This is a genomic window from Runella sp. CRIBMP (assembly GCF_009905605.1).
Taxonomy (GTDB): Bacteria; Bacteroidota; Bacteroidia; order Cytophagales; family Spirosomataceae; genus Runella.
Window position 1 is genome coordinate 1 of sequence record NZ_JAAAKZ010000033.1, and the last position, 21,585, is coordinate 21,585.

The 21,585-nt window shown below is 43.0% G+C and carries 13 protein-coding genes; 3 read left to right on the forward strand and 10 right to left on the reverse strand.

The features are described 5' to 3' along the window. From GVN20_RS29155 to GVN20_RS29185, 7 genes are all read right to left on the reverse strand, one after another. On the reverse strand, positions 1–5,980 hold a 5,980-nt coding region (locus GVN20_RS29155), incomplete at its 3' end, for an Ig-like domain-containing protein (RefSeq protein ID WP_229599228.1). 30 nt (positions 5,981–6,010) lie between these two features. Beyond that, positions 6,011–8,611 carry a SprB repeat-containing protein gene (locus tag GVN20_RS29160; RefSeq protein WP_166561726.1) on the reverse strand — a complete coding sequence of 867 codons (2,601 nt, stop codon included), beginning with the start codon at positions 8,609–8,611 and terminating at the stop codon, positions 6,011–6,013. 1,102 nt (positions 8,612–9,713) lie between these two features. Further along, positions 9,714–10,268, reverse strand: coding sequence for a YbhB/YbcL family Raf kinase inhibitor-like protein (locus GVN20_RS29165; protein WP_166561727.1), 555 nt, complete (start codon positions 10,266–10,268; stop codon positions 9,714–9,716). Between the two features lie 88 nt (positions 10,269–10,356). After that, the gene (locus GVN20_RS29170; protein WP_166561728.1) at positions 10,357–11,193 is read right to left on the reverse strand and encodes an AraC family transcriptional regulator; all 837 of its coding nucleotides are present in this window, start codon (positions 11,191–11,193) and stop codon (positions 10,357–10,359) included. A gap of 320 nt (positions 11,194–11,513) precedes the next feature. Next, complete coding sequence (locus GVN20_RS29175; protein WP_166561729.1) at positions 11,514–13,169, reverse strand: hypothetical protein; 1,656 nt, start codon at positions 13,167–13,169, stop codon at positions 11,514–11,516. A 543-nt stretch (positions 13,170–13,712) separates the two neighbouring features. Beyond that, on the reverse strand, positions 13,713–14,972 hold the full coding sequence (locus tag GVN20_RS29180) for a DUF11 domain-containing protein (protein ID WP_166561730.1): 1,260 nt from the start codon (positions 14,970–14,972) through the stop codon (positions 13,713–13,715). Positions 14,973–15,179: 207 nt separating this feature from the next. Further along, positions 15,180–17,276: an ATP-binding protein gene (locus GVN20_RS29185; protein WP_166561731.1), complete on the reverse strand. Its 2,097-nt coding sequence runs from the start codon at positions 17,274–17,276 to the stop codon at positions 15,180–15,182. Between the two features lie 632 nt (positions 17,277–17,908). Here GVN20_RS29185 and GVN20_RS29190 point away from each other — a divergent pair. The 3 genes from GVN20_RS29190 (at position 17,909) to GVN20_RS29200 (ending at position 20,147) form a co-directional block, all read left to right on the forward strand. Then, positions 17,909–18,631: a LytTR family DNA-binding domain-containing protein gene (locus GVN20_RS29190; protein ID WP_166561732.1), complete on the forward strand. Its 723-nt coding sequence runs from the start codon at positions 17,909–17,911 to the stop codon at positions 18,629–18,631. Positions 18,632–18,762: 131 nt separating this feature from the next. Further along, the gene (locus GVN20_RS29195) at positions 18,763–19,587 is read left to right on the forward strand and encodes an AraC family transcriptional regulator (protein WP_166561733.1); all 825 of its coding nucleotides are present in this window, start codon (positions 18,763–18,765) and stop codon (positions 19,585–19,587) included. Positions 19,588–19,592: 5 nt separating this feature from the next. Beyond that, a complete protein-coding gene (locus tag GVN20_RS29200; protein WP_166561734.1) occupies positions 19,593–20,147 on the forward strand; it encodes an AraC family transcriptional regulator in 555 nt (184 codons plus the stop codon). A gap of 19 nt (positions 20,148–20,166) precedes the next feature. Here the strand turns inward: GVN20_RS29200 and GVN20_RS29205 are convergent, their stop codons facing one another. From GVN20_RS29205 to GVN20_RS29630, 3 genes are read right to left on the reverse strand one after another with little or no spacing between them, the layout of a single operon-like run. Beyond that, positions 20,167–20,715: a restriction endonuclease subunit S gene (locus GVN20_RS29205; RefSeq protein ID WP_166561735.1), complete on the reverse strand. Its 549-nt coding sequence runs from the start codon at positions 20,713–20,715 to the stop codon at positions 20,167–20,169. Between the two features lie 49 nt (positions 20,716–20,764). After that, positions 20,765–21,064 (reverse strand): hypothetical protein, encoded by a 300-nt coding sequence (locus GVN20_RS29210; protein WP_166561736.1) that lies wholly within the window; start codon positions 21,062–21,064, stop codon positions 20,765–20,767. 45 nt (positions 21,065–21,109) lie between these two features. After that, positions 21,110–21,370: a hypothetical protein gene (locus tag GVN20_RS29630; protein WP_206023399.1), complete on the reverse strand. Its 261-nt coding sequence runs from the start codon at positions 21,368–21,370 to the stop codon at positions 21,110–21,112. Positions 21,371–21,585 lie beyond the last annotated feature (215 nt).

Consider the following 21,585-nt stretch of genomic DNA (forward strand, 5'->3'; position numbering starts at 1 on the left):
CATCGTTGGTCAACACATCGCCCACCACTGGGGTGTTGATTGGCGTGTTGTTGATGTCGTTGATAGCTATCGGTGGCTGTGGAACTGTGATATATAGAACGGCATCGTCAGAAAGACCTGATGGGTCTATTACTCTGTATGGTATAGCAACAACACCATAGAAACCAGGGGCTGGCGTAAAGGTAAAGTTACCTTTATAGTCAAGCCAAGTAATAGTACCTTCTGTTGGTGTTGGGGCAGCAAGAGGGAAAAACTCTAAGTCGGCAGCAAGGCCATCGGGGTCAGAGTCGTTAGGGGCTACTGTGCCTGTTACTGGTGTGCTTGGACTGGTCGTATATTTATCGTCCACAGCTATTGGTGGCAAACAGTTGGTAGGTGCTACCAATGTTCCCGAGGCAGTAGTCGTACAACCATTGGCATCAGTAACAATTACGTTATAAGTACCTGCTGCAAGGCCATTGAGTGTTTGTGTCGTAGCGCCGCCAGGTGTCCATGCATAGGTGTAGGGCTGCGTCCCCCCCGCTACGGCAGCTATTGCCAAGCCATTTTGTCCAATACAAGTAGGGTTTCCTACTACAACATTGGCCGTGAGTGCTGCTGCTTGACCTACTGTGATGTTCAAAGATTTGGTACAACCTTTGGCATCGGTAACGGCTACAGTGTATGCACCTGCCGCTAAGTTGGTAGGGTTTTGCGCATTGCCTGTAATGGCCGTTGGGCCTGTCCATACAAAAGTGTAAGGGGCTGTACCATCTTGGATTGTAAGCGTAATCGAACCTGTGTTACCACCGCAAGCAGAGGCATCTGTTACGTCCGAGAAAATCGAGATGGTATTGGTTGGCTCGCTTACTTTCACCGTATCTTGGGCTATGCAACCTGCGGCATCTATAACCACTACATTGTGTATGCCTTCGGGCAAATTAGTAGGTGTTTGAACCGTGGCACCGTTTGACCACAAGTAAGTAAACGGCGAAGTACCGCCGGTTACTACTGCGGTGGCACTGCCATCGGTACCATCTTTACAAGTTGCATTTTTCACAAGGTTATTAGCAACTATCAATTTGGCTGGCTCTACGATGGCCGCCGAAGTTTTAAGCACCGTACAGTTGGCAGCATCTTTTACCGTAACGGTATAAGTACCTGCACCTAAGCCCGAAATATCTTCGGTAGTTGCACTGTTTGACCATGAATAAGTATAAGGTGCAACACCACCTGTAACGGTAAGGTTGATGTTACCATTAGCAGCACCAAAACAAGAAATGTCGGTGTTTATCATTGAAAGCACCATTGGGCTGTTTTCGCTTACCGTATATGATTTTACGAGCGTACAGTTGTTGCCATCTTTGATGGTAACGGTATAAAGCCCAGCCGTCAGACCTGTACGGTTTTGGGTAGTTGGGCCGTCGCCCCATGTATAGCTGAGTGTACCTACCCCGCCACCAGCGGTGAGGGTAATAGAGCCCGTATTGCCACCGTTACAAGCTGGACTCGTAACAACCGCACTTGCCGTAATGGCCGCAGGGTCGGTGAGGGTGGCGTTGGCGTTGGCTGTGCAACCATTGGCATCGGTAACAACAACACTATAAACACCTGCTGCCAAACCCGTAGGCGACTGGGCTGTGGTGCTGTTTGACCAAGCGTAAGTATAGGGGCTGGTGCCGCCTGTTACGACAAGGTTAATGCTACCTGTGCTTGTACCTGCACAAGCTGGGTTTGTACCTGTGGCTGTAGCTGCCAAAGCGGCGGCTGGCTCGCCAATGTTGATAGGTGCCGATGTTTTGGCACAACCATTGGCATCGGTTACGGTGAGCGTGTAGCTACCTGCTGCAACACCCGTAAGGCTGGCAGTAGTAGCACCGTTGCTCCACAAATAAGTATAGGGGCTGGTGCCGCCTGTTACGGCTATGCTCGCAGCACCGTCTTTGCCACCAAAACATTTTACGTTGGTAATGTTAGGCGTACCCAACGCCAATGCTGCTGGCTCGGTGATGGATTGGTTGTTTAAAGTAAATGTACAAGCGTTGGCATCGGTGATGGTTACGCTGTATGTACCTGCCGCCAAACCAGAGATGTCTTTGGTAGTGGCAGTATAGCCACCTGGGCCTGTCCATGCGTAAGTATAAGGGCTTGTGCCACCTGTTACTGTCAGGGTGGCTTGGCCGTTGGTACTTCCAGCACATTTTGCATTGATCAAGGCCGCAGTTGCTCCAAGAGCAGCGGCTGGTTGTGCCAACACTATGGTTTGTGTGGTAGTACAGTTGTTGGCATCTGTTACGGTAGCCACGTAAGTGCCTGCCCCCAAGCCTGTTAAGCTGGCCGTAGTGTTGGCAATAGCCGAACCATTTTTTGTCCAACTATAAGTGTAAGCTCCTGTACCACCTGATGCAAGCAAATTGATTGCACCTGTTGATGCTCCAAAACATTTTACATCGGTTTTGGTATAATCGGTTTGTATGCTTGCGGGTGCTGTAAGGATAACCGTTATTTGGTTTTTACAGCCCGTAGCATCTGTTACAGTAAGGGTATAAGTACCTGCCGCAAGGCCCGTTGCGTTGGCTGTGGCTGTGCCGTTCGACCAACTGTATGTATAAGGGGCTGTGCCGCCTGTTACTGTTGGGGTAATACTTCCTGTATTAGAACCTTCACATAATGGATTGGTATGGACTTCTGTAATGATAGGACCATCAGTAGCTACAATGCTTTTGGTTACTGTAGCTTTACAACCGTTGGCATCAGTAATGGTAACGGTATACGCACCCGAGGCAAGACCTGTGAGGTCTTCGGTGGTTGCACCGTTGTTCCACAAGTAAGTGAAAGGTGCTGTGCCGCCTGTGGTGGTTACGTTTATGGCTCCCCCGCTTGTACCGCAAAGAACATCGGTAGCCACTGCCGTAGCTGTGGGCGTTGGATTGACGGTTACGGCTACGGTGGTGGTAGCTTTACAACCATTGGCATCGGTTACGGTGAGGCTATAAGTGCCGCTATTGGCCGTGGTGGCATTGAGTATCGTTGGATTGGCACTTGACGAAGTGAAACCCGCTGGGCCTGTCCATGCGTAGCTTACACCACCGCTGCCGAAGAGCTGCAATGTACCTCCGCTACATACTGGATTGGCCGTAGCTACCGCCAATGGGGCTGTTACGTTGATGTCTTGGCAAGTGGTGGCTGTTGTACCGCACAAGTTATTGGCTTTTACACATACTTGGTATGCCCCCGGCGTTACGCCTGTCATGTTGAGGGTTACTTGCGACGTGCCTTGCCCCGATACGATGACCGCTCCTGCGGGTACTGTCCATGTATAAGACGAGTTGGTAGGGTCGGGGGCTACTGAAAACACGCAGATTGTGCTTGACTGACACACATTGACGGGCGCACAGTTGGTAGGTGTAGTAAGTGTAGCCGTAGTGGTAGAGGTACAGCCGTTGGCATCCGTAACCGTTACCGAATAGCTCCCCCCTGCCAAGCCCGAACGGTCTTTGACGTTGTTGGTTCCTGCTACATCGGCCCAGTCATAAGTATAAGGGGCGGTGCCGCCTGTGGCAGTGAGGGTGATGCTACCAAAAGCAAAACACTGAGGCTGGATGACCGTGGCAGTAGCCACCACCAAAGCCGCCGAGGGCTGTGTGATGGTAAGGTTTACAGTAGCGGTAGCCGAGCTGGCATCTTGGATTGTTACCACGTGAGCACCTGCCGCCAAACCAGTAAAACTACTTGCATTGCCATAAGCACCTGCATCAATTTTGTACTGATATGGGGCTACGCCACCTGTGGCCGTAACGCTCACCGCTCCTGTGCTACCCCCAAAGCATAGTACGTTGGTTTGAGAGCCAACAGCACCCGATAGCGTAGAGCCTGCCGTAAAGGTTACATCAAACGTACAATCATTGGCATCTTTGACGGTTACGGTGTGTGAACCAGCCGAAAGCCCTGTGAATATATTGGTACCACCATAAGTACCTGCATCGAGTTTGTATTGATAAGGTGAAGTACCGCCGGTGGCTGTAATGGTGGCCGTAGTACCACCACCACTAAGCGAAGCATTGCCCGATAAAGCCACCAAGGGCTGTGTGATGGTGAAATTTACGGTAGTAGTTGCTAAGCTGGCATCTTGGATTGTTACTGTATGAGCACCTGCTGCCAAACCTGTGAACGTAGCCGATGTGCCATAAGCTCCTGCATCAATTTTGTACTGATATGGGGCTACGCCACCTGTGGCCGTAACGCTCACCGCTCCTGTGCTTGCACCAAAACAAAGTACGTTGGTTTGTGAAGCAATACTGCCCGATAAAGGTGTACAAGCAGCGTCTTTCACAGCAGCATTCGCACTGGTACCCACCGTTTGTCCACTTGCCGTAGCTACGGTTGGTACACCGTTGGCATCTACACTACCCGTAAGGCGGCCGTTAGCATCTATGCTGGCAGTTGAAAATGACCCGCCACCTTCTATGGCATCGGCACAGCCATCGCCGTCTGAGTCGGTGTCTAAATGGTTTGGAATACCATCATTGTCTGTGTCTATTTGGCTTGATTGAAGTGTTGAACAAAAAGTAGCAGGCGTGGTTATAATAGGCACGTTATGACTTAAACCTGGGTCTAAAACATAAGCAGTAATATTAATAACACCATCGCTCGGCACAGTGATACTCATTGTTTTTGTATTTGCAACGTCAGAGTAGTAATCTGCAACAGTAGCTAGAATATCGCCTTGACTATTGTTAGCCACAATATACCAACGTTCATCCGCGGGGCCATTACTAAATGTAATAGTCTGAGTCGTTCCTGGCGTCAGCAGCATTGATGCTTTCAACTCCCAAGTATCGACGATTGCTGTACTTGAAATATCAAAAGGAGGTACTCCAGTATTAGGCAATATTCCTACGGCATCAGGAGTAATTTCTGTACCAACTCTTGTCAAAAGACCGGATGCATTAGGAGTAGACCAACCAGCATTTATGAATTTCAAAGTGGGGGGATCGGTGTTGCTAATATTAGGTGTAGCACTCCAGTATTTGTAAGACCAACTATTATCGGCAGTACAATTATTGTTAACATAGCCCTCATTCACATCCAAAATCCCATCGTTATCATCGTCGAGGTCGGCAGTATCAGGCACTAAATCACAATCTGTATCAAAAGTGGTGATTGTGAAGGAGGACGTAACCGTGGCACCGACGTTATCCGTGACGGTCACGGTGTAAGTTCCTGTTGCCAGTCCCGTTCTGTCTTCTGTGGTGATGCCACCGCCCCAGTTATAGGTGTAGGGGGCTGTGCCGCCTGTTACGGTTAGGTCAATAGCTCCGTTATTACTACTGCTACAAGTGGCGTTGGTAACTGAAGTGCTGAGTGCAAGGGGAAGTGTTGAACAAAAAGAAACAACAGTGTTTAACTTAACCATGTCATGTAATAAACCTGGGTCTAAAACATAAGCAGTAAGAGTAATAATACCATCGCTCGGCACAGTGAAACTCATTGTTTTGGTATTCGCAACTTCAGAGTAGTAATCTGCAACAGTAGCTAAAATATCGCCTTGACTATTGTTAGCCACAATATACCAACGCTCAAATTTGGAACCATTACCAAAAGTAAGACTCTGAGTCGTTCCTGGTGTCCGCACCATGGATGCTTTCAACTCCCAAGTATCGACGACGTCTAAAACACCTGTAACATCAATAGGAGATACTCCAGTATTAGGCAATATTCCTACGGCATCAGGAGTAATTTCTGTACCAACTCTTGTCAAAAGACCGGAAGCATTAGGAGTAGACCAACCAGCATTTATGAAATTCAATTGGCTTTCAAGGGTGTAACTAATATTAGGTGTAGCACTCCAGTGTTTGTAAGACCAACTATTATCAGTGCAAGTCTGTGCCATCGTATTCATAACAGCACCCACGAGCAAGAAGAGTAAGCTAAGCATGAGTCGGTAACTTATATGCGACAAGCTACTTCTCACTATGTTTTGTAATGTAAATGTTTTCATTTTAATTATATTTAGCGATTACACCCTCTTTTAGTTTTTGGTAATGGCACCTGGTTTGGTTGGGGCTGGGTTGGCATAGTTGAGGGCGTAAGTCGCCGTAGCCGTACAGCCTTTTGCGTCCGTTACCAATACGGTATAGTTACCGTCTGTAAGTCCCGTTTGGTTTTGGCTGGTGGGGGTTAGTCCCGAGCCACCTGTGGTGGTCCAACTGTATGTAAACGGTGCTGTGCCTCCTACTACCGTGAGCGTAACGGCTCCGTCGCTGTTGAGCGGTGCGGGGGTAGCAGGTGGGCAAGTGGGTGTAATAATTACCGCACTCAATGCAATAGAAGATGCTGGTGCCAAGGTGGTGCTTTTGAGGGCCGTACAACCTTTGGCATCAGTAACGGTGAGGTCGTAAGTACCTGCGGCAAGGGTCGTAATGGTGGCCGTACCGTCGCCAGTGGGCGTACCCGACCAGTCGTAAGAATATGGGCTTGTACCACCCGAAATGCTGGCCGTGATGGCCCCGTTGGCTCCGCCACAAGTAGGGGCGGTGGGGGTGGTGGTAATAGTAAGACCAGCCGCAGGTTGCGTAACGCTAATGGCCGCAACGGCTTGCGTACAGTTGTTGGCGTCTTTGATGGTAACGCTATAAGTACCCGCCGCCAAACCTGTGCGGTTTTGGGTGGTGGTGCCGTCGTTCCACAAATAAGTATAAGGGCTTGTGCCACCCGAAACGGCTAAGTTAATAGCCCCCGTAGAAGCACCCAGGCAAGTAACATTGGTAACGCTTGGCGTACCTACAATGGCCGCAGGGGTCGTAACAACTGCCGAGGCGGTAGTAGTACAGGCGTTGGCATCGGTCACGGTCACGTTATAAGTGCCTGCCGCCACACCACTTAGGTTTTGAGTGGTAGCACCGCCTGTCCAACTATAGGTAAAAGGAGCTACGCCGCCTGTTACGCTGAGGTTTATGGCACCAGTAGTGCCGCCACATTGGGCAGCTACGGGCGTAGCGGTGGCATTGATGGCAGGTGAGGCCGTCAAGACACAAGAACTACAAGTATAAGTACAGTTGTTGGCATCTTTGAGGGTGATTTGGTAAGAACCAGCCACCAAGTCCGTAATATTTGTACCTGTGCCCGAGCCAGTACCACCGCCTGTGCGGGTCCAAGTATAACTATAAGGTGCAACGCCCCCCGTAACGGTGAGGTTAAAAGCACCGTTGGCGGCAGTGCCGCAGGGTTGTTTGATGGCGGACGTAACATTGAGCTTACAGGCCGAAATTTCGATACATCGGCTGTCGAAGGTTTCACGTCCGCAGGCATCTTTGATAACCACCGAAATCACACATTTGCCTGGGGTAGTAGGTGGCGTAAATGTTACGCTTGCGGCCGTAGCCGAAGGCGTAAATGTACCCCCACAGCTCGACTTCCAAGTAATGGTATAGTCTGAAAGCAAGGCTGGTGCAGACACCGACACACTCAACGGAATAGGAGCCCCTGCCGAAACAGGCGTAGTAAGGTTGCCCGCAGGAAGTCCTGTAATGGAAGGCAACACCGCTTTTTCGGCCATGGCCAACAACGAGAAATTGTGAAATGCCCGTATAGCGGCAATATTGGCAAGCGCAGTAGATTTGGCGATGTCATGCGATGCTTCTAACATCACGTAGCCCCTGTTGGGGTCGCCAAAGCCTTTGCCCCAAGCCAATATGGCCGCTCTATGTTGTAGGGCGGTTGAAGGTTTCTCGGCATTGTCGGGGTCATAAATGCCAACCTTGGTAGTAGGCCTCCAACCCGCCGACAGCGGAATGTAGATTTGCTCTGAACCGTTTTGGGTGGCTATGTCCAACTGTCCGATGAACTGCATGACAGGGTCGGCAGGGTAATCATAAGTATAAGGGGGTGTACCATCGTTGTGGTTACCCCAAAGTTTCAAGGCATTTTGACTGTATGGGCCAGCCCCTGAGGCAGTGGCTATTTTTTCGGCCAAGAAGTTAGTCTGTTGGCTGGGGTTAGCGGGGTTAAACATATTTTCCAAAGCAGAGCCTGCGTGGCAGCCCAACCAGATAGCACCTTTACATTCGAGGTTCCAAGAAAACAATCGGCTATGCGTGGACCATGTAGGGTCGGCATGGGGCATCACAAACAAGTCTGTACAACAGTTGAGGGCTTTGGGGTCTGTCCATCCTGTTGGGCTCGTACCACCGTGAGCAGTGGCTGGAATACCCGCTAAGGAAAAAAAATCAAGGGCTATGCTACCATTTTGTTCGTCCAATGTCCAGCGTGGCACAAAAGTCAGCGTGGTATAGACAGGTACCGTAATGGGTGCGGTGGTAGTTACCCCTACTACCCCTTGGCTCTGCCAACTGGTAATAAGCGAATTGACCGCGGCAGTGCGTGCCTCAGCAGGGATAATGAATGTCCCGCCTTTGTACTGTACTCCATTGTAGGTAAAGTCTGTACCATCTTTAGCTTTGGTGGGATTGATGACCCATTTAACTGGCCCGCTGAAGTTTTTGAGCGCGGCATAGACCAACCCGTATGGCTTCAACGAGTTATTCACCGTAGGTGGCGTTACGCCCATGTTGATGATGAATGCTCCTGACGAGAGGGTTTCAGTTGTTTGGGCAAAAGTTTGATAGGTCAAGAGAAAAAAAGATAGAATTGACAACAAACTTCTTATAAAATGGTAGCGAAAAAAGATAACCATAAATTTGATTGTTTAATTTTAGGGTTACTGTATAACGACAGCTTAGCTCAAGTTTTCCGACAAGAACTAATCCGACTCGTTGGCCAAAAAGACAAATCAAACTACCATTTTGGGTATCTTTTTGTAATTAAGGACATAGGCAGTGGAAAGTGGAGAGAAATAATACCAAAGTATCTAATTTTTATACCTCTATGAACCTTCCATCGATGTGTACTGTATGCTCCTTCAGCACACCCAAAGGAGCAAGCCACGTTTGGGGCAGGGAGCTAAAGAGGAAAAACAGGGCCTTTGAAGGCAATAATTGAAGAATAAACGGAGGTCTGACAATTAGCAAATTCCGTGCCATATATATTAGGTAGTACTCATATTGCTCGCTACCTCAGCCCGTTTGTTTGTTTTTTGCACAAACCCGAGGCCTTCCATAAAGGTTTTCATTACACCCTATATGATAGTAATTGTCGCCTTAGTTTGTGCAAGTATAATAATGATATAGCGGGAAGGATTGATTGTATCACCCATGCGTTTCTGGGCCTATCAGCTGACAGCCTATATGATACATCAAAAACAATAGAGATTGAAGCATTTTTGCCTGATGACCAACAAATCCATTGTTTCAATTGGCATTTAGGCACTGTAGGTATAAAGAACTATTTAATTTGACAATATTTGACCATAATGACGGTCGACACAGAGCTACACGAAATACAACACGGAGTTACACAAAGAATAAAAACTCTGGGCAATTCCATGATTTTTATACTCTGGGCAACTCCGTGGCGACCGTCGCAACGGTAAAAGAATACTATCAATGTAATTTTTACTATTACCTAATCTTGACATTTTAACACTATGCAATGCTAAAGGCAGAATCGGTAGTGGCAACTTCAACGATAAAACATCCTATATAAAAGAAAAGGGGGGGGCGCTCTCGCGCTGCCAAAGCTTTCTTTCAATCCCCCAGACTTTTGTAACCTTTCATGGCTTGGCTTGTAGCCATCACGAAGGCGATGTTATTGTGCGTATTACTATTTTTTAATCATTATTTATCTCTTTTATAATAAGCAACAATACTTGCTTTTGCGAGAGTGTTATTCCAAAGATAAAAACCTACAACCGCTGGGTTAATGTTTTCGTCGAGTCCTAATTTATCAGTTTTTAAAGCATAGACTGTAATGATGTACTGATGAAAACCGTGTCCAACAGGTGGGCAAGGGCCTCCAAAACCCTTAATTCCATAATCTGTACTACTTTGTATGGCTCCTTTAGGTGCTAAATTTAATTTTAGATTACCTGCGTTAGTTACCAACTCATTGATATTTGCTGGAATATCAAATACTACCCAATGCCAAAAACCACTACCCGTTGGGGCATCTGGGTCGTACATAGTGATGGCAAAGCTCTTAGTTCCTTCAGGTGCATTTTTCCAAGATAATTGAGGCGATTGGTTGTCTCCCGAACAACCAAACCCGTTAAACTCTTGTGTTTTGGTAGTTTCTCCACCTAAATCTTTGCTGCTTAATGTAAATGTCTTTTGTCCAAAAACAACTGTTGAGAAAATCAATGACAAAACTAAAATCAAATTTGTTCTTTTCATTTTTTAATATTATTTAGATTTTTCGCAAAATTAAGAGGTGCAATGCAGATAAAATTTAGAATAATATTCAAAAAGTGTTGCTAAAAGCTCAATTTTTATGGTGCTGTTTGGGTGTAATTCCATATTTTGATTTATATGCCTGAATAAAGCTTGATAAACTCTCATATCCGACTTCAAAATATATCTCAGACGAGCTTTTTTGTTCTTGGTAGAGCAAACGATGTGCATACTCTAATCTTTTATTTTGAAACCATTTTATAGGTGATTCAGCATAATGCTTTTCAAATTCTCTCTTGAAAGTGGACACACTCATGTTACATAAAAAAGCCAATTCATTTAATGTTAGTTTGCTCATCCAATTACTTTCAATGGTTTGAACAAATTTTTGCGACGTATCATTAGTTCTTTCCGATAACGAGTACAAAAAATCTGTGCCATATATCTCTGTTAAATAGAGTATTATCTCTTCCAATTTCACTTCCAACATTCTTTTTTGAATATTTTTTGAAAGTTTGTAAATATCTAATAAGCTATTTACGAATCGTTGAATAAACCCATCATATTCAAAAGAATAAACTGATTTGTATTCGTTTACTTTATTTCTATTTATATCGTGTTTTAGGATAATTTTCAATAAGATTTCATTGGAGAAAAATAGAAGTACACTTCTATAATTTCGAATGTACGAAAGCTTTTCGGTCATTAGGCAGTGTCCAGACTTCATTATGAGAAACTTGGAATTGTCAATTGATAAAGCAGAGTTATCAAAAACAACCTCTTTATTTCCCTCGATTAAAAAACTAAATGTGTTTTGATTGAGAACAATTTGCTGTTTTGTGATTTCTTTTGAGCTACAATAGTCAAAAATATGAACGGATTGTAAACTTCCTATATTTAGTTCGTTGGGAAGCGTAATTGTCTTCATTAGGTTCGGTGTTCTTTATATACGTAATTTTACGAAGTATTGCCCACAAGGGCTTTCTTATAATAATGGGCAGGGTTTTTTCAGAAATATCAAATTCTTGTAAATCAACGCTTTGATATTGCATCTAAATTGTTTGTTTGTCATTGAAATAGCTAGATAAGTTACAAAAAATCTAAGTTTAGGCTATGATAAATCCTAAAAAAACTCGTGTTATCTGTGGGGCACGAGTACTCTATCATTTTTATGAGAAAGCCCTGTTTTTATCTGTTATCGAAAATTTTCCAGAAAGTTTTTCTCTGTTTTAAAGTCGTTATAGAAAATTAAAACTCGATAATCGCTTTATATACTCCGCCTTTCCAAAGACCTAAATAAAGAACTGTTTTTCCATTTTCTTGCCTTTGTAGCATTGTTCTGGCCCCACCAAATAAAGATGTAAAATTAGAAATGCCTTCAGTAGTCACAACCTTCCAGGTTTGTCCATTATCTTCCGAAAAATGCAAGATTAAAGGTTGGGGAAATTCAAAATTTTTATTCCAACTTGCAGCTATTATTCGGTTTGGTTTCATTTCATCATAAGTTAGTCCAAAATAAAATCTGCCGAATTGATTGGGAACTTGGTAAATATTTTCCCAATTCAGGCCATTATCAGTGCTTTTTAAAATCCCATCTTCACCACCCATTAAAAGAGTAGTTGAGCTACCATTTTTGATGATTATTTTTTCAACTGTACTTGGGGCTGGAATTAAATTGCTCCATTCACCTAAGATATTGCCGTTTTGAGCAAATCGAACGACAACTTGCATGTCAAAGGCATTTTGCCCTCCAGCCCAAATCTCATTGTTCGCCATATTTATGGCGAGTTCTAAGAACGGTTTTGAAATTGCATTCCATTCCCCGTAGATAAGCGTCCAATTTGAACCACCATCAACAGAACTTGCGATTACCCCATTCCCACCAGCGTAAAGTGTATTTGAGTTAGGATTATAGGCTAAACTCTTTACAAATTGTCCATTGTTTTCAGTAAAATTATTCGGAAGTAATGACCATGTTTTTCCGTTATCCGTTGATTGATGCAACTGAGGCATACTAAGATTATCAATAGCCTGCGTAGTCGAACAGATTAAGGTTGAGGCATTAATCCGCGCGATTGCCTGGACATTTTTACTTTTAAGATTACTGGAATTCCAACACTTCTGAGAAAACTCTTTATAATAAACCCCATCGTTAGTGGCAGCAATTAAGGTTGTTTGAGTGGCCTCCAGTTTATTTATTACCTTCCCATCTAACCCATAAGATTCTAAGGTAACGATATTATCAATAGTAGGATAAACAACATTATTTTCACAAGAAGATAGGTTTTTTACAGTAACAGGAATACAAATCGGTTCGCATGGTGATGAAAACGGAAAAACCTCTCGCTTAAGTCTCGTTTGCCAACCACAGTACATCTTTACGGTATTGATCCAATAATCAAGATTGAGCGAAATATCAGTATATGGGACACCGTCGCATAATTCAATGGCAATCTGTGCCAAACTCCAGTCGTTTTCGTCAACGTGCCAAGGAAATTCGTAAGGGCCATTTTTGTTGTAACCATTGCTACCCATTACCAATTTACCACTAAAAAACAGGGTTCTATCTTTTGGTCTTTTTTGAAGTTCACTTTCAACCAAAGCAATTACAGTAGGGTTGCTGGTAGCAACTACAAACGAAGTATCTCGCCACTCGTTATAAGAATTTGGTGCAGAAAACTCAAAATACCGTAGTGTATTTTGCGCTTGGGTATGATAACTACTAATGAAAAAAAATAAGGCGATTACAAAAGTAGTTTTTGTTAGATGTTTCATTTGAGTTCTTAGGGCTTTTTTTGATGAAAATGGAGCAAAAATGATGATAGTGAGATTCCCTGTTCTTTGTGTATTAAAAGGGCGATACCGCAATTGGGATTTGATAATAGCTTTGATGGCTACTTCCAAATTAGATGATTGAGATTGCCTCCTTTGAAACTGTACACAGCTCCCTTTAAAAATGGACCTGTATCGCTAAATTCCCATCTGAGGCCTGGTAATTTAGAGCCTGACCGCATCTTGAAATATTAACACCATGCAATCCTATAAAACCGCACCCCAAAAGAGGCGCGGTCTCATCGGCATTCTGACTGTCCATAGCTTCTAAGTACAATCCCGCAAGCACGGTAGCTGCTGACCGTCACACTAGACAGGCATTCTTTTAGCGCAAGTACTTGACATATTCTAACCTTAGGGAAGCCTTTTCTACCATAACTTGCTCATTGACAGCAATAAAATTTTAAGCTTTCTTGTATCTAAATTGACTTATTTGATTCATTGTGAGTTCTAAAGTTAACTTTGAGATAACTACTTAAATATGAAATACTTAATCACAGAACGCTGCGACGCAGCGGATTCACTGAGTCAGTACAATACTCTGTTTAACTCCGTATAAAAAAATAAAGTATTCATAATCAGGCAATTATATCCTTGTATTTTTCAGGCCTTATCTTAGTTTTTGATTATTTTCACGGAGAAAGGTACACAAACTGTTTTGGCACAGCAATCGCCTTCGTAGAAAATATAAGAACAGCAACCCTGCGTTGGACAGGCTACATTAGAGGCCGTAAAACGATAAGTCCCAGGAGTAGTAATCTGATACGTAAGTCCCGTTTCCCCCGGAATCTCAACGTTGTCTTTAAACCATTTGATATTGGTATAACCCATTGGGATAGAAAGTTCGAAAATCTGACCTGGACAAATTGGAGCAGGGACTGTTACGCAGGTTCGGCCAAAGTCATCTTCGGTTTCGATGTTATTGTTGGGGGTCGAATCCACGTCTTGTTCGTTGGCCTTGCTGATTTGGGCGGTGAAGTATTGCACTGCTGTTTGGGTTACTTTGGCTACAATATTAAGTGTAACGGTTTGCCCTACGGGAATATCTCCAATTGTCCAAATACTTGTTACGGCATCATAATTACCCGTTGCCGTGGCATAGGTTTGAAAACTCATCCCAGCAGGCAACAGCGCCGCCACCTCTACGCCCGAAGCAGGATTAGTCCCTTCGTTTTTGACACTAATGGTTAGGGTGGTGCTTCCATTGAGGCCCGGTTGTTGATTACTGGTGGCAACAGTGAGAGATAAATCAACAAGGGGATTACAGTTGGCATCGGGGCCTAATTTTTCCACAAACTGCTCCAAAGGCACGACATTACCGCCTTGGGTTTGCCCCGAGCGTGAATAAAAACTACAAGCGGTATTGAGCAAAGCTGAGCTTCTGGCCGCTGCCACAAAAGGGTCGGACTTAGCCAAGATACCCACAGGACCATAGCAAGCATTGCCTTTGAAAGTAAAAAGTGCAACGGGCGTGTCGTTCACAAAAGGGCCAAAATTGGTTTCTGATGACGATTTACCAATGACGTAGTAAAGGTAGTTGGGGTCTAAACCTGCGGATGAAAAAAAGGACTGTGTGCCTAATTTAATGGGGTTTTTCTCCCAAATGCCGTTGATGTCGGTAATGTTCTGAATGACAAAATCTTTGGGAACTTTGAGTGATACCTGAGCCGTAGCCCCAAACTCATTGGCGTCGGGGTTGTTGGCATTGGGCGTGGCATATTTAGGCACCACCCAAACTGTATAAATCTGGGTATTGGTATTATAAGTCAATTGATAATTGACCTGATTGGTAGAAAGCTGCTGTGCAACTGCCGAAACCAACCCAATGTACCAGATGAAACCAATCCAAGTAAGTGCAAGAAATCCCTTTTTCATTGTAGTCTGTGTTTAATTCTTGAGTTTTTGGCGTTATTTGAAGAGCGTGTCTTTGCTCCGTAATTAATATGTGATATACTGAGCAGTTGGGTCACAAGAATTACTCCGAATAGTTGGCCAAATCGTTATATCGAATTATCACATTAGACTTTTATTGCAAAAAAGGTACGAAACCGAAGCGAAAGCTTTCATTTTCAAATTGACCTACTAAAGCTCCCAAACCAATGTAAAACAAGTTCCTTTACCTACTTGGCTTTCGACTGTCAAAAGGGGGTTGTTTTTCTGAACAAAATGAGAAATTAATACCATACCCAACCCCAAGCCGTATTGGCCGACCTCGGGTTTGGTTTTGCCCGCAAAAACCTTTTGCAGATAACGCAGTTGATCAGAAGCGATGCCTTTGCCCGTGTCGGTAATTCTCAATGCCACTTTTTGGGTTCGGGGATTGTCAGTACTTGGGAGATGGTCGATATTGACCGAAATGGAACCGCCTGACGGGGTATTTTTGAGCGCATTGTCGAGCAGGTTGCGCACGGTCAACGTAAAACCTTTGGGTGCTATGCTGAGTCTTTGATTTGAGGGTAGTTTTGTTGAAAATGTCACCTTTTTGACTTCGGCAAAGGGAAGGTAGGTTTGGCAGATTGTCTGTATCAGCGGAACCACGTCCATTTGTTGCGGTACTTCCTCAACACCAAGACTAAAATACTGGCTTTTGCCCCATTCAAGTAGATTGTTGATAAGGAGCTGGGTTTCGTGCCGCATGTTTTCTATTTGTTGGATGACTTTATCTACTTCCTGCATTTGGCCTTCTTTGATGAGGTCGTGCAGCAGCCCCCCCACGTCATTGAGATCGCTGATGGGTGAGCGTAGGTCGTGGGCAATGATGGTGTAAAATTTGTCACGGCCTTGTTGAAGCGCCAAGAGTTGGGTATTGGTTTTACGAAGTTTAGTTGCAAAAAACAAGATAATTCCAATCAAGCCGAGGGCGATGGACAGGCCAACAAACAAGCCTTTTTTTTGTAATTCGGCCAATTGGAGGATACGTTCTTTTTGTTGAACTTCTATCTGACTTTGGAGCAGTTTGGTTTTGCTTTCATTCGCTTGGTTTTCTAAGGCAAGGTTTCTTAAAGTGGCTTCTCGTTTTTCAGCATCAAGCAGTTTGTTTCTACTTTCCACCACTTGTTTTTCCAATGCAAGTCGTTTGAGTTCGGCTTCTTTTTCAGAAACGGAGTATTTTTCTCTGATTTCGTAAACGGCCAATCTTCGATCACTTTGATGGATTAATTTATTATACTTATTGTATTCATCATACGCTTTTATACCCGCTTTCAAATTGCCAGTCCCAAAGTAGGCGTCTCTTAAACGCTCATTCATCAACCGTAATGACCTTATATTCATGGGATTTTCTATCTTGATCTGCCTGATTGCTTCTTCCAGATACACAATAGCACTGTCGTATTTCTTCAACCTTATGTAAGGACCAGCTACATTTCTATAATCCTGATAATTAGCTTTAATGTCAGGATGGTTCAGTGTTTTTAAACCATATTCCAAAACTTTATCTATTTTTTTTAGAAAAAAGTAACCTTGTTGATGAGCCCGATATATACCTCTTCTTAAGTATACTAAGTGTGGGTTTTTGTCGAGTATTTCATTGGCGGCTTTGAAGGCTTCCTCTCGTTGCTTTTCGGGTGTTTCTTGGGAAAAAGCAGGAGGACTATTCAAAATAGTTCGATAGTACGTAACCTTGTCAATGGCGTACTTTGATTTTTCGGCAAGGGCCATCAACTTAGCATAATTCCCCCGATTCATTTTCAGCAAATCCTCTCTGCTCAGTGGGCCATAGCTGTAGCTTGGGTCATCTTGCATAAATTGTCTCAATGACCAACTAAGGCACTGAATCATGCCAGACGTATCTTTTTGTTGGGTAAACTGCTTCTGTGCTTTCACAATGTGTTTATAAGCAACCTCTTCTTGCCCCGATGAGTTATAAGCGCCCATGATGTAATTTGCCATGGCGAGCCCTAAAGTTGATTTATGCTTCGTGGCCAATTGTACTATTTTATTGTATTGTTGAGTCGTAATCGAATCGCTACGCCGTAACTTTCCCAACTCAATGGCAATCAATAAATGCAGGTATTGACTTGATTGGGGATTGATCTTGTTTTTTCGTTCTACATCTTTTAAACTATCCAAGTGAAAAGCAGGAACGAGATAATCACGGAAGGAAACGGGAGTTTTGTGTTGGGTATATCCCAATGTCACAAACCCAATCAAAAAGTAAAAAAGTATTAGGTACTTCATTGTATGTATCAAGTGTCAGCGTTTTTCTGTTTTTGAAAATTGGGGGACTATAAAAGGTCCTATTCGGTATCGTTTGCTTTAGAGTCTATACCTAAAACTCACAGTTTTATATGGCACGCATTAAAAAAAAAGGAGCTTTGAATGCTTGCCAAGTCTGCCTGGATCGGTGCGTTATTGAGAATAAATAGTAAAAGTACTTTATTAAACATATAATTCTGACAAAATCGGTGCTTTAGTTTGCGCTCAAAAATACATGTTTCTACATTTAACAGCGCTTAGAGAAATCATCAAAAACGTTTTTTTTTGTTATCAAAAACGTTTTTGACAACTATTTTATATCCCTAAATCAGACAAGCGGCTGAATAACAGTTGTTTATAAGTAATTTTTCTAGGCACTCTGTGAAAAAAATTTAATTTTTTTGAGTTTCTAAGGGCTAATTAATTTTAAGTATATACTTTTTCTATTATACATTTGGCCACAAATTGTACTTTTGAAATAAAAATGTGCATACAATCGATTCTATAATTAAGCAGCAACAGTATTTAGGAATACTGCCGCTGCTTAATTATATCCAAAGAAGGTTGAGACTATTTGACCTTAAACAAAATGGCATAACAATTGTTACACGCACATGAATGATATAATAATTTTAGTACTGGAAGATAACCCCCTTGACCAAATAAAGATGAGGGTAATGCTCTCAAAGCCCATTTCAACGCTATATAGATTCCATTTGGGAGGGATCTTTACAGAGTTAGACCCATTAATCCACTATTTGAGCGGTCATCAAGTTGACTTAGTGCTCTCTGACATCATGATTAAAGAACAGCCCGTAGGGATACATCTCCTCAAAAAACTTCGAGATGCGTCTGTTCCCGTAATCCTTATGACCCTGTCGCAAGAGGAAGAACTATTTGTAGAAGCACAGCAGTACAGACGGGTACCCTATTTGATCAAGCCTTTTCATGCCATATCCCTTCAGTCAACGATTGAAAAGGCGTTGGAGGAGCATTATAAAAATAAACTGTATGATTTTTTAGATAAGAAGTACCTATACCTGAGCAACAAAACAGGGCAACGAGATCGTGTTTGGTTTGATGAAATCGTGTATATTGAGTACGATGATAATTATTGCCAATTCCATACACCTACCAAGAAGTACCTTCTGAGAAAATCCCTGAGCATGCTGCTTTCAGAAGATATGAACGACCTGTTCATTCGTGTTCATCATCGCTACGCAATCAATAAAATACACATTCAAATTGTGAAAGCCGATTTAATTACATTAGTCGGAGACATAACTCTTCCCGTTGGGAGAAGTTATAAGCGGGAAGTAAGCGATACGTTAAGGTAACAGGCGCAACGCAGTGTAATGCAAATTAACTTCAAAAAAATACTATTTATCTCGTATTTATGAAACGCAAATAAAAGTATACCATTATTGCTCTCAATTTTGGGATGGTACATTTTTTCGTACGACACCCTATGAGCACTATAAGTATAAATTTTCAGTTTGCCTTATTTGAAAAAGAGAATACCGACGAATTGGACGTTGCTGCCCCTAAAAACAACTTTACCCTGTTTGATTTTGGATTGAACTATTCTTATTTCTTTGTCCACTCAGAGCACGATAAACACTTATCCGCTTTGGTCAATACGCTGAAAGGGACAATCGAAGGCCGATATTGCCTGATCGCTCTCCATTATCAGGAGGAACTTCCTTTTTTTATCGGAATAAACATGGATTGGCTAAGCCATCAAGTTGACCATGATTTTGAATTAGAAAAATATATCCAAAAGATACTGGTCAACTGGAACAATGAATTCAGTCTCTTTACTTCAAGGTATTTAGCGTATCATCAAGAATATCAGCACGTTTCCAATCGGGATCTGCTCACAAAAAGCTATTTTCTGCAATTCCTTTATCATTTTGTAAAAGATATACAGGAGGAAAATTTGGCAATAAACTCGGAAACGTTTAAAAAAATTGATTTGCTGAAGGTCCGGGAAATCACCGATAAAATAACGCATGATTTTCACAAGTCGATTCCCTCAGTCAGCGAAATGGCCGAAATGTCGGGAATGAGCGCCAGTAAATTTAAAAATCTGTTCTATGAATTATTTGGGGTAAGCCCGCATCAGTATCTCTTAACTAAAAAAATGGAATATGCCCGGAGCTTGCTCCAAACCGGTAAGTATTCCATTCGACAGGTGGCCTACAAAGTAGGCTATCTTTATCCTTCGGGATTTACGCGTGTCTATAAGCAAAAGTTTAATCAATCGCCCAATAATGCCTGCTTTAAAAAATAATGACAATGTCTCAAATTCCCCCGACCGTTGATTTGATAATTTCTACCGAATGCGTTCATACTGTGATAACGTTGCTGATCTCCAATAAGATCGCTTTTACACTGACCTCATCCAATCAAACCGAAAATACACCAAAAACAATTTCGACTCTCTCCGAAATATCCGACGAATCCAAAGCCGACTTTGCCTATGCTTCAATAGAGCCGCTGAGCCCGAAAATGTCGACAATTGAGTCTATTTGCTTAAAATACCTTAAAAAGAATATCGAACAGCCTATTCCCAAGGAATCGCAAATTGCGGCTGAATTCGGAATTTCGGTCGGGACGATTAATAGAGGATTTAGGGTCGTTTATGGAAAGTCTTTTTATCAGTTATATATAGAAAAGAGACTTGAGCACGCAAAAATGCTGCTCTTGCAAGGATACAAATCAGCTGAGGTAGCCGAGAGATTCGGGTACTCGCAACCCATCAAATTCAACAAAATTTTCCAGAAATATGTGGGAGTAACGCCTAAGAAATTTCAGATGGCTCATCAGGAAAAAAAGAGAACAGAAAGGTGAGGTTACTCGGAGAGATTCCTCACCCCTCCCTAAAACACCAGTTCCACCTGACCGTTTTTTTCTTTCTTTTTACCGCCTTTGGCCGCCTCCGCCTTGATTTTTGGAGCAGTACCGAGGCGGGCTCATCCGTTGGGTCTTGAGGGATCAACTCTCCCCAATAGGCTTTGGCTAATAACGCCTGCGGCAATTTCTCAATTTTGGCTTTCAACGATTCGTATGGCGCTTCGAGCATATCCGCTTGGGCAAATGAGGCTTCTACTCTTTGGGCGATTTCCTGTTGCTCTTCAAGAGGAGGAATGGGAATCTTGAATTCTCTACATTTCGAAAGTGATATATTTGCTTGACCAACAGCTCCTTGCGTCTCATTATAAAGTGATTTTACTGAACTTCTTTCGCAAAAGAAATAATGTAAAAAAATGTTATTTAAATATGCTTTAGTCCTGAACAAAGTAATCGCCCAATTATGATTCCATTCATTATACGAATTAGGAACAATAGCAATTATATTTAGAGGAGGACCGACGATATTCATTAGAATATCGCCAGGCAAACAGATTGATTTTTTCATAGCCTGTGCATGAGCTTCTTTTGTTATGAACTGTAGGCGGTAATCAAAATCAACTTAGTTTCCTTATCGTATACTTTGGGTTTTCCTCTTTTTTCCACTCAATTCCTTCTTCGCCTAATTTAGTTTTGATTAGATAGGGCGGATCATGGTCAATCAGATAGCCGTCTATCACCGCTTCCCGGTATGAGTATGTGTGTCGGCCATTGGTCGAAAACAGAAAAGGTACGCTGTATTTGTCCCATTTTACCAAGAGGGTTATTTCGTTTGTCGCTTTTATATTCTCAGCATAAATTTTTGTTTGGCGCAGATCGGTAGAAATATCCTGCGCATATTTTTTAGCCTCTACCAATCCATAGAGCTCCGTACCGACAAAAAGCGCATAATCGCACCAATGCTAACCGGCTGGCCATTCGGCTATCGCCCGGTTCTTTCTTCTTTCGGGCATAGTCTCGTACAATCTTATAATTAAGGAAGTCGGTATCTGCTTCCCAGCCGTAATATAAAGCCATTTTCCAATCAAAAAAACGGACTCCAAGGCTTCTTTAGCCTCCTTCAATGAACCATTACTGCCATGTACGGCGACATTTCCTTTCTTTTTCAGCAGAAAAAGCATTTCTTTTACTACCGTTGGAAGAATATCCTCTTTCGACAGCATCACCAATTGGTTATGAAATGAATTGTCGCGGGGGCATTCGAGGGAGGGATTTTGCAGTAGTTAATCCCATAGAATTAAGAAACCGGATTGCTGACAATCTGAAAAACTCACTGCAAAAGTTTGATACAGGGGAATGTTTGGGTCAGTCGGAAAAGTTGGGGGGTGAGAAAAAAATCAGTTGTTTTGCATTGAATCAATTTTGAATACATTGCAAG

Bases quoted from the DNA above. Each gene is read 5' to 3' on its own strand.
- GVN20_RS29630 (WP_206023399.1), bottom strand. From the start codon at position 21,370: ATGCTGTCGAAAGAGGATATTCTTCCAACGGTAGTAAAAGAAATGCTT.
- GVN20_RS29195 (WP_166561733.1), top strand. From the start codon at position 18,763: ATGAGCACTATAAGTATAAATTTTCAGTTTGCCTTATTTGAAAAAGAG.
- GVN20_RS29205 (WP_166561735.1), bottom strand. From the start codon at position 20,715: ATGAAAAAATCAATCTGTTTGCCTGGCGATATTCTAATGAATATCGTC.
- GVN20_RS29190 (WP_166561732.1), top strand. From the start codon at position 17,909: ATGAATGATATAATAATTTTAGTACTGGAAGATAACCCCCTTGACCAA.
- GVN20_RS29180 (WP_166561730.1), bottom strand. From the start codon at position 14,972: ATGAAAAAGGGATTTCTTGCACTTACTTGGATTGGTTTCATCTGGTAC.
- GVN20_RS29170 (WP_166561728.1), bottom strand. From the start codon at position 11,193: ATGAAGACAATTACGCTTCCCAACGAACTAAATATAGGAAGTTTACAA.
- GVN20_RS29165 (WP_166561727.1), bottom strand. From the start codon at position 10,268: ATGAAAAGAACAAATTTGATTTTAGTTTTGTCATTGATTTTCTCAACA.
- GVN20_RS29185 (WP_166561731.1), bottom strand. From the start codon at position 17,276: ATGAAGTACCTAATACTTTTTTACTTTTTGATTGGGTTTGTGACATTG.
- GVN20_RS29200 (WP_166561734.1), top strand. From the start codon at position 19,593: ATGTCTCAAATTCCCCCGACCGTTGATTTGATAATTTCTACCGAATGC.